We start from the raw sequence: 8942 nt of genomic DNA on the forward strand, positions 1-8942 counted from the left end.
CTAACGCGCCCGAACGGTTTGATGCAGCCCCTTTACCGTCAGCGGGATGGACGGTGGAGGCGAAACCCACTCTAATTAGCTTAGTGGCGAACTGACTGCTTCTGCGAGAGTCGAAGCGGATATCTTTTTGCCTTCCCCTGCTTTCGAAAGGACGCCCATGTCGCTTTTCAAAATTGCCTCCGTGGCCGCCATCGCCCTGACTCTGGGCGCGTGCGCCAGCCTGTTCCAGCCCAATTACCGTACGCCGCTGGAAACCACCCGCGATGCTTCGGAACAACTGAAACCGGGCTGTTCCAACCCGGATTGCCCGCTGGTGAACATCGACACCCTGCGCTTCCCGGCCGAACCTGCGCTGGACGGCATTATCGAAAAACGCCTGCTGCAAATGACCCGCACCGAGAAAAACGCCCCGGTGGCGCCAACCCTGGCGGTCTACCGCGATCAGTTTCTGGCCAATGCCGGGCCGCGCAACAGCAGCTACCTGCAAGCGAAAGTACGCGAGCAGCATGACGGCTTGGTGATCATCGAGGTGTCGAGCTACCTCGACACTGGCGGTGCGCATGGCACACCGGGTCGGGGTTTCATCAACTATTCGCGTCAGCAGCACAAGGTGCTGAACCTGTCCGACATGTTGATGCCGGGTCAGGAAGAGGCATTCTGGAAAGCGGCGCAAGTCGCGCACAACAGCTGGTTGATCAGCACCAAGCTCGATCAGGAGCCGGAGTTCGTGGCGAACTGGCCGTTCGTGAAAACCCCGAACGTGGCGCTGACCTATGGTGGCGTGATCCTCAAATACGACGTGACCACCATCGCGCCTTACGCACTGGGCCACGTCGAACTGAAGATTCCTTACCCGCGTCTGAACGGCATTCTCAAGCCCGAGCTGTTTCCCGGCCGTAACTGAAGGCCCGGCCCAGCACGAGTTGCAACAGCCCTGCCAGCACCAGCGCCGGCAGGGTTGCGCCGACATCCGGATACAGATTCGCCAGCAAGTGGTAGGTGCTCACGCCACCCAGCCACGCCAACAACGCCGGCCAGCGCAACGCGGCTGACGCGACCTGAGCACTGCGCTTGCGCAGGATGAAGTGATCCACCAGCACCACGCCAAACAGCGGCGCAAACACCGAACCGATCAGTAGCAGGAAGTTCTGGTATTGCGCCAACGGCGCCAGCAATGCGATCAGCGTGCAGATCACGCCGATGGCCAAGGCCAGATGTTCGACTTTCAGGCGCAACAGAATCCCGCTCGATACCGCAGCAGAGTGAATGTCGGCAAAGGCGTTTTCCGACTCATCGAGCAGAATCAGCAGCAGCGGAATGCCCAGACCGGCGCCAGCAAGAGCCAGCAACAGCGCGTTGACTTCACCGCTTGGCGCAAAGGCCAGGGTGTAGGCGACGCCAAGGCTCATCAGCCAGAAGTTACCGATGAAGAAACCGACCGCAGTGCCACCGAACACATTCTTCGCGCGCTTGCCGAAACGCGAGTAATCGGCGATCAGCGGCAGCCACGACAGCGGCATCGCGATAGCAATGTCGAAGCCCACGGCGAATGGCATCGAACCGTCACCGGCACGCGACCAGAGATCGGCCAGATCGGCTTTGGCGAACAGGTTCCAGGTCAGCCAGAGGCACGCGGCGAGCAGCAGCCAGATGCCCCACTTACGCAGAATCTGCCGTACGAAAGTCAGCGGGCCGCTGACCGCGAGTAACGTCGCCAACGCACCGAAAAACAGTGTCCACAACAGCGGGTTCGACCACAACGAACCTTCGCTGAACGCGCGGGTGCCGAGCAGACTGGCGGCGTCGCGCATGACGATGATTTCGAACGAGCCCCAACCGATCAGTTGCAACAAATTCAGCAGCGCCGGCAGGCTCGCGCCCTTGCTGCCGAGGCTGAGTTTCAGCGCGGCCATCGACGACAGGCCGGTGTCGCTGCCGATCACGCCGACGGCGGCCAGCAACAGTACGCCGACCAACGTGCCGAGGAAAATCGCCAGCAACGAACCGGACAGACCCAGACCTGGCGCGAGCAATGCGCCGGTCTGCAAAACCATCAGGCCGATGCCGAGGGAGAACCACAGGGAAAACAGATCGCGACCGCCGAATACACGCTTGTCGGCGGGTACGGCGAGGTCGGGAGAATAGGTGCTGGGTTGAATGCTCAAGGGTGTTATCTCAGAGGGACATTTTTGTTGTGTTGTGATCGTTCCCACGCTCTGCGTGGGAATGCCTCTAGGGACGCGGAGCGTCACGGGTTGCATTCCCACGCGGAGCGTGGGAACGATCAGTACGGGGTCAAACCTTTTTGTACAGCTGACTGCCTTCCTTCTTGAACCGCTCGGCCTGTTCCGCCAAGCCTTGGGCGATGTCCACGTCGACCGCGTCGATCCGCTGGTTGGCCGCGTATTCGCGGACTTCCTGAGTGATCTTCATTGAGCAGAATTTCGGCCCGCACATCGAACAGAAATGCGCGACCTTGGCCGAATCCTTCGGCAGGGTTTCATCGTGATACGAACGCGCGGTGTCCGGATCCAGACCGAGGTTGAACTGGTCTTCCCAACGGAATTCGAAACGCGCCTTGCTCAAGGCGTTGTCGCGAATCTGTGCGCCCGGGTGTCCTTTGGCCAAGTCCGCTGCGTGGGCGGCGATCTTGTAGGTGATGATCCCGGTCTTCACGTCATCCTTGTTCGGCAAGCCCAGGTGTTCCTTAGGCGTCACGTAGCAGAGCATGGCGCAACCGAACCAGCCGATCATTGCCGCACCGATACCCGAGGTGATGTGGTCGTAGCCCGGCGCAATGTCGGTGGTCAGTGGGCCGAGGGTGTAGAACGGCGCCTCGTCGCAGCACTCCAACTGCTTGTCCATGTTCTCTTTGATCAACTGCATCGGCACGTGGCCCGGGCCTTCGATCATGGTTTGCACGTCGTGCTTCCAGGCGATCTTGGTCAGTTCGCCGAGGGTTTCCAGTTCGCCGAATTGCGCGGCATCGTTGGCGTCGGCAATCGAACCCGGACGCAAGCCATCGCCCAGCGAGAAGCTGACGTCATAGGCTTTCATGATTTCGCAGATTTCTTCGAAATGCGTGTAGGCGAAGTTTTCCTTGTGATGCGCCAGGCACCACTTGGCCATGATCGAACCACCACGGGAAACGATACCGGTCACGCGTTTGGCGGTCAGCGGCACGTAGCGCAGCAACACACCGGCGTGAATGGTGAAGTAGTCGACGCCCTGCTCGGCCTGCTCGATCAGCGTGTCGCGGAACAGCTCCCAGGTCAGGTCTTCGGCCGCGCCACCGACTTTTTCCAGCGCCTGATAGATCGGCACCGTGCCGATCGGCACCGGCGAGTTGCGGATGATCCACTCGCGGGTTTCGTGAATGTGTTTGCCGGTGGACAAGTCCATGATGTTGTCCGCGCCCCAGCGAATACCCCAGGTCAGTTTCGCCACTTCTTCTTCGATGGACGAACCCAAGGCACTGTTGCCGATGTTGCCGTTGATCTTCACCAGGAAGTTACGGCCGATGATCATCGGTTCCAGTTCGGTGTGGTTGATGTTGGCCGGAATGATTGCGCGGCCACGGGCGATCTCTTCACGGACAAATTCCGGGGTGATGATTTTCGGCACGCTGGCGCCGAAGCTGTGACCCGGGTGTTGCTGATCCAGCAGGCCGGCGGCGCGGGCCACTTCAAGTTTCATGTTTTCGCGGATGGCGACGAATTCCATCTCGGGCGTGATGATGCCCTGACGCGCGTAGTGCATTTGCGTGACGTTGGCCCCGGCCTTGGCGCGGCGCGGGTTGTTGACGTGGGCAAAGCGCAGCTTGGTCAATTCAGGATCGGCGAGGCGCTCGCGACCGAAGTTGGAACTCAGGCCGGCCAGACGCTCAGTGTCGCCACGGTCGTCGATCCACGCCGAACGCACATCGGCCAGGCCTTTGCGGACGTCGATCACCACGTTCGGATCGGTGTAGGGCCCCGAGGTATCGTAAACGGTAACCGGCGCGTTGATTTCGCCGCCGAAGTCGGTCGGGGTCACATCGAGGGTGATTTCGCGCATCGGCACGAGGATGTCCGGGCGCGAGCCCTGAACGTAGACTTTTTGCGAACGGGTGAACGGCTTGACCGATTGCTCGTCGACCTTGGCCGAGTCACTCAGGTTGATCGCGTTTTTTGATTTTTTAGTCGTCATCACGGGCTCTCCAGACAGCATCCAGGCAGTGGATTGTCGGAGCAGAACCTGAAAGGCACGGACGCACCAGGACCGGTGCTGTGCATCGTCGTCGAGCGTTCGATTGTCGAACAATTTCCCGGACGAAGCACAAGAGGACTCGCCGGGTGACGAGAAATCTTGTTCCCTACGCAGGCGCTAACCTGATCAGGTTCAACGGGATCCGAAATTATTCGATCTCAGCCTCATAGCAAGGCACCCCGACAAGAACCCGGCCAGTCTAGACACAACCGGCAAAGAACGCCAACACCGCAGCAAACACCATGATGAATGGCATAAATACAGGGGCTTGGCCGATTGTTGTGAGGCAAATGCGCAACTACACTCGCTTTGCCCCGCCACGCCTTGACGCTGTGGGGCCTGCGCCTTACCTTTGGCGCCCGGATTACTTCCATAATATTAATGCTAGGGATCGCCTCATGCTGCGCAAACTCTCACTGGCTCTTGCCGTGTCTTGTGCGTCCAACGCAATGGCCTGGGCAGCAGAAGCGCCCTTGTCGACCAAAACCGATCTGGTCAGCGTCTATCAGGAGGCGGTCGACAACAACGCCGATCTGGCCGCCGCCCGCGCGCAGTACGGCGCACAGAAAGAAGTGGTGCCACAGGCCCGCGCCGGCCTGCTGCCGAACCTGTCGGGCGGTGCCGAAGTGGCCAATGTGCGGACCTCAATCGATCAGCCCTCGGCCACTGCCAACCGCAGCGCTCACTCCTACCAAGCAACTCTGGCCCAGCCGTTGTTCCGCGCTGATCGCTGGTTCCAGTACCAAGCGGCCAAGGACGTCAACGAACAAGCCGCACTGCAACTCTCGGCGACCGAACAGAACCTGATCCTGCAATCGGCCGAAAGCTATTTCAACGTGCTGCGCAGCCAGGACAACCTCGCCTCGACCAAGGCTGAAGAAGCCGCGTTCAAGCGCCAGCTCGACCAGTCCAACGAACGCTTCGATGTCGGCCTGTCGGATAAGACCGACGTGCTGCAATCGCAAGCCAGCTACGACACCGCACGGGCCAACCGCATCGTTGCCCAGCGTCAGGTCGATGATGCCTTCGAAGCGCTGATCACCCTGACCAACCGCCAGTACAACTCGATTCAGGGCATCGTCCACACGTTGCCGATCCTGCCGCCGGCGCCGAACGACGCCAAGGCGTGGGTCGATACTGCGGCGAAACAGAACCTCAATCTGCTGGCGAGCAACTTCGCCGTCAGCTCCGCCGAGCAGACCCTCAAGCAGCGCAAGGCCGGCCACTTGCCGACCCTCGATGCCGTGGCCAAATACGAAAAGGGTGACAACGACGCCCTCGGCTTTTCCAACCCGAACGCTTTCGGTGTGCCGTATCGCGACAACGTCGAACAGAGCACGGTCGGCCTGCAATTGAACATCCCGATCTACAGCGGCGGACTGACCAGCTCGCAAGTGCGCCAGTCGTATGAGCAACTGAATCAGAGCGAACAACAGCGCGAATCCCTGCGCCGGCAAATCGTCGAGAACACCCGCAACCTGCATCGCGCGGTGAACACCGACGTCGAGCAAGTGCAGGCGCGTCGCCAGTCGATCATCTCCAACCAGAGCGCAGTGGAAGCCACGGAAATCGGTTATCAGGTCGGTACGCGCAACATCGTCGACGTGCTCGATGCGCAGCGCCAGCTGTACACCTCGGTGCGCAACTACAACAACACGCGTTATGACTACATCCTCGACAACCTGCGCTTGAAGCAGGCGGCGGGAACGTTGAATCCGGGGGATCTGGAAGATCTGCGGCGTTATCTGAAAGCCGACTATAACCCGGACAAGGATTTCCTCCCACCGGATCTGGCCAAGGCGGCCGAAGCACAGCTGAAGGCCCGGCCTTAAGCCTTAAAAACAAAAGATCGCAGCCTTCGGCAGCTCCTACAGGAAACGTATTCCAATTTAGGAGCAGCCGAAGGCTGCGATCTTTTTTGCTTTACTTGATCAGTCGGCCCAAACCATCCAGCAAACGCTGCAACGCGCCCTGATTGCGGCGCATCACCGCCAGCCCGGCGTCGGCCATACGCTGCGCATCACGCGGCAGCTCAAACAGGCGCTGCACTTCCACCGCCAGCCCTTCGGCATCATCGACCTCGGCCAACGCTCCGGCTTCGCGCAATTGCGCGGCGATGTCGAGGAAGTTGAACAGGTGCGGGCCGCTGATCACCGGTTTGGCCAAGGCTGCCGGCTCCAGCAGATTGTGCCCACCATTGGCCACCAGGCTGCCACCGACAAACGCGCTGTCCGCCAAGGCATAGAGAAACAGCAACTCGCCCATGGTGTCGCCGAGCAGCACGCTCGTCTGCGCATCGACATTTGAGCCGGTCGAACGCCGCACCGTGGTAAAGCCTTCGCGCTGGCACAGTTCGAACACCGAGTTGAAACGTTCCGGGTGACGCGGCACCAGAATCAGCAACGCATCCGGGTGATTGGTCAGCAAGCGGCGATGGGCGTCGAGGATCACTTCGTCCTCGCCTTCATGGGTGCTGGCGGCAATCCACACCGGACGCTCCAGCGCCTGCCACTGGCCACGCAAGTCAGCTGCACGTTGCAGCAGTTGCGGATCGATGGTCAGGTCGAACTTGATCGAGCCGGTGACCTCAACGGTTTCCGGGCGCGCACCGAGATCGCGGAAGCGCTGGGCTTCGGCTTCGGTCTGCACGGCGAACAAACTCATTTCGGCGAGCATCGGCGCGGTCAGTTTGCCGAAGCGGCCATACCCTTTGGCGGAACGCTCGGACAAGCGTCCATTGGCCAATGCCACCGCAATTCCGCGCTTGGCGCACTGATGAATGTGATTGGGCCACAGCTCGGTTTCCATGATCACCGCGAGCTTGGGCTGAACGCGATCAAGAAAGCGCGCCGCCGCACACGGCAAGTCGTACGGCAGATAACAATGCTGGATGCGCGGCTCATTGGCGAACAGCGCCTGAATCCGCTCCGAACCGGTCGGGGTCATGCAGGTCACGGTGATCGGCAGTTGTGGATAACGTTGTAGCAAGGCGCGGATCATCGGCGCCGCAGCAATGCTTTCGCCCACCGACACCGCGTGCACCCAGATGCCGCCGGGTTGCAGCGTCGGCATGCCGTAGGAGAAACGTTCGCCAATCCGCCTGGCATACGCCGGCGCCTTGCGCGCACGCAGCCATAGCCGAATCGCCACCAATGGCAGCCCCAGGTAAAACAGCGCGGTGTAGAGAGTTCTATTCATGGCGGCGGAGTTTATCGACTTTTGTCGCCGATCGCCCGCAAGTGCACGGCAAAACGTTCGGCCAGCCAGCGCGCGGCCGGGCCGAGCGGTTCGTCGCGGCGCCAGACCAGTTCCACCACCAGTGCCGGCAGGGTCCATTCGCTGTCGAGTTCGACCATCAAGCCCTGATACGCGGAGTACTGCACCACATGCCGGGGCAACCAGGCCCAGCCGAGGTCGCGCACCAGCCATTCGGACATCACGTAAAAACTGTCGGCGCGCCATACCTGCGGGCTGGCCGGCTCGTTGCCGGGATAGACACTGGTTTGCGTCGACATCAACAATTGCCGGTGCTGCGCCAGTTGCTGGCAGGTCACGTAAGACTGCTTCGCCAGCGGATGATTGATGCCGCAGACCGTGACCATTTCCACACTGCCCAGTACGCGGCGTTCCAGTGCTTCGGGGATTTCATCGTGATAGAACAACAGGCCGAGGTCGGCACGACGCTCGACCAGCTTGCGCGCGACTTCGCCTTGCGCGGCGCTGGTCAATTGCACTTCCAGGCTAGGGAACTGCTCGGCCAGTTCACCGAAACTTTCCACCAGCGCCTGATAGGGCATCGCCTCATCCTGCGCCACGCGCAGTTGTGCTTCCTGGCCGCGCAGCATCGCCATCGCCCGACCGTTTAGGCGCTCGCATTGACGCAGGACTTCACGTGCCTCTTCCAACAGCGCTTCGCCCGCCTCGGTGAGCGTTGGCTGACGGCCGCTGCTACGCTCGAACAGGCTGACGCCCAAGTCATCTTCGAGCATGGCAATCGCGCTGCTGATCGCCGACTGCGCTTTACGCTGCTGGCGCGCCACGGCGGAAAACGAACGGTGTTCGGCGACGTCGACAAACACCCGCAGTTGATCCAGATTCCACTGCATGCTGATTAACCAACCCATCTCTGTAACAGATAGGTAATGACTTTACCCCATCTGGCGAATCACTAGAATGCCGCCTCAGCAAGCAACGTTTCACATTGAGGATTTGAACCATGAACGCCTACGCCTACCTGGCCATTGCCATCTGCGCCGAAGTGATCGCCACCGTGTCGATGAAAGCGGTCAAAGGTTTCAGCACGCCACTGCCATTGGTGCTGGTCATCGTCGGCTACGCGATCGCGTTCTGGATGCTGACGCTGGTGGTTCGTACCGTTCCGGTTGGCGTGGCCTACGCGGTCTGGGCCGGCATGGGCATTGTGATGGTCAGCGTGGCGGCGCTGTTCATCTACGGGCAAAAACTGGATATCCCGGCGATGCTCGGGATGGCGTTGATCGTGCTGGGCGTCGTCGTGATTCAGCTGTTCTCCAAGACTGCCGGCCATTAACTGCCAGACACAATCCCCTGTGGGAGATTCTATGGTTGAGGGGAAGCCCTCAACTGACTTTTGTCTGGTATTCGCTTTGCCCTTTCAGCAAGGCGAATACCACCCGAGCAAGTTTGCGAGCCAGCATCACCAACGCCTGCGTGGT

7 protein-coding genes, 1 pseudogene and 1 riboswitch are annotated in these 8942 nt (G+C 60.5%); of the genes and pseudogenes, 3 read left to right on the top strand and 5 right to left on the bottom strand.

Annotated elements, in window-relative coordinates:
- Positions 1–157 precede the first annotated feature (157 nt).
- Complete coding sequence (locus tag CKW14_RS22205; protein ID WP_095047275.1) at positions 158–904, top strand: RsiV family protein; 747 nt, start codon at positions 158–160, stop codon at positions 902–904.
- Here the strand turns inward: CKW14_RS22205 and cytX are convergent.
- Both cytX and thiC read right to left on the bottom strand, forming a co-directional pair.
- Entirely contained in the window at positions 873–2165 is a 1293-nt protein-coding gene (cytX, locus tag CKW14_RS22210) for a putative hydroxymethylpyrimidine transporter CytX (RefSeq protein ID WP_016985682.1), read from the bottom strand. The two genes, CKW14_RS22205 and cytX, sit on opposite strands and share 32 nt — an antisense overlap.
- Before the next feature lie 130 nt (positions 2166–2295).
- Positions 2296–4188, bottom strand: coding sequence for a phosphomethylpyrimidine synthase ThiC (gene thiC, locus CKW14_RS22215; RefSeq protein WP_095126149.1), 1893 nt, complete (start codon positions 4186–4188; stop codon positions 2296–2298).
- Positions 4189–4334: 146 nt separating this feature from the next.
- Positions 4335–4440, bottom strand: a riboswitch (TPP riboswitch).
- Positions 4441–4646: 206 nt separating this feature from the next.
- On the opposite strand from thiC, the gene CKW14_RS22220 reads away from it, so the two are divergent.
- A complete protein-coding gene (locus CKW14_RS22220; RefSeq protein WP_093430148.1) occupies positions 4647–6080 on the top strand; it encodes a TolC family outer membrane protein in 1434 nt (477 codons plus the stop codon).
- 91 nt (positions 6081–6171) lie between these two features.
- Here the strand turns inward: CKW14_RS22220 and waaA are convergent, their stop codons facing one another.
- Both waaA and CKW14_RS22230 read right to left on the bottom strand, forming a co-directional pair.
- Positions 6172–7446, bottom strand: a complete 1275-nt coding sequence (gene waaA / locus CKW14_RS22225) for a lipid IV(A) 3-deoxy-D-manno-octulosonic acid transferase (RefSeq protein WP_095126150.1) — start codon at positions 7444–7446, stop codon at positions 6172–6174.
- An 11-nt stretch (positions 7447–7457) separates the two neighbouring features.
- Positions 7458–8354, bottom strand: coding sequence for a LysR family transcriptional regulator (locus CKW14_RS22230; RefSeq protein WP_095126153.1), 897 nt, complete (start codon positions 8352–8354; stop codon positions 7458–7460).
- Between the two features lie 110 nt (positions 8355–8464).
- On the opposite strand from CKW14_RS22230, the gene CKW14_RS22235 reads away from it, so the two are divergent.
- Positions 8465–8797 carry a multidrug efflux SMR transporter gene (locus CKW14_RS22235; RefSeq protein WP_016985677.1) on the top strand — a complete coding sequence of 111 codons (333 nt, stop codon included), beginning with the start codon at positions 8465–8467 and terminating at the stop codon, positions 8795–8797.
- Between the two features lie 49 nt (positions 8798–8846).
- Here CKW14_RS22235 and CKW14_RS22240 read toward each other — a convergent pair.
- A pseudogene (locus tag CKW14_RS22240) lies at positions 8847–8942 on the bottom strand (IS110 family transposase); the annotation flags it as partial.

It is taken from the genome of Pseudomonas sp. Irchel s3a12, assembly GCF_900187485.1.
Lineage (GTDB): Bacteria > Pseudomonadota > Gammaproteobacteria > Pseudomonadales > Pseudomonadaceae > Aquipseudomonas > Aquipseudomonas neuropathica.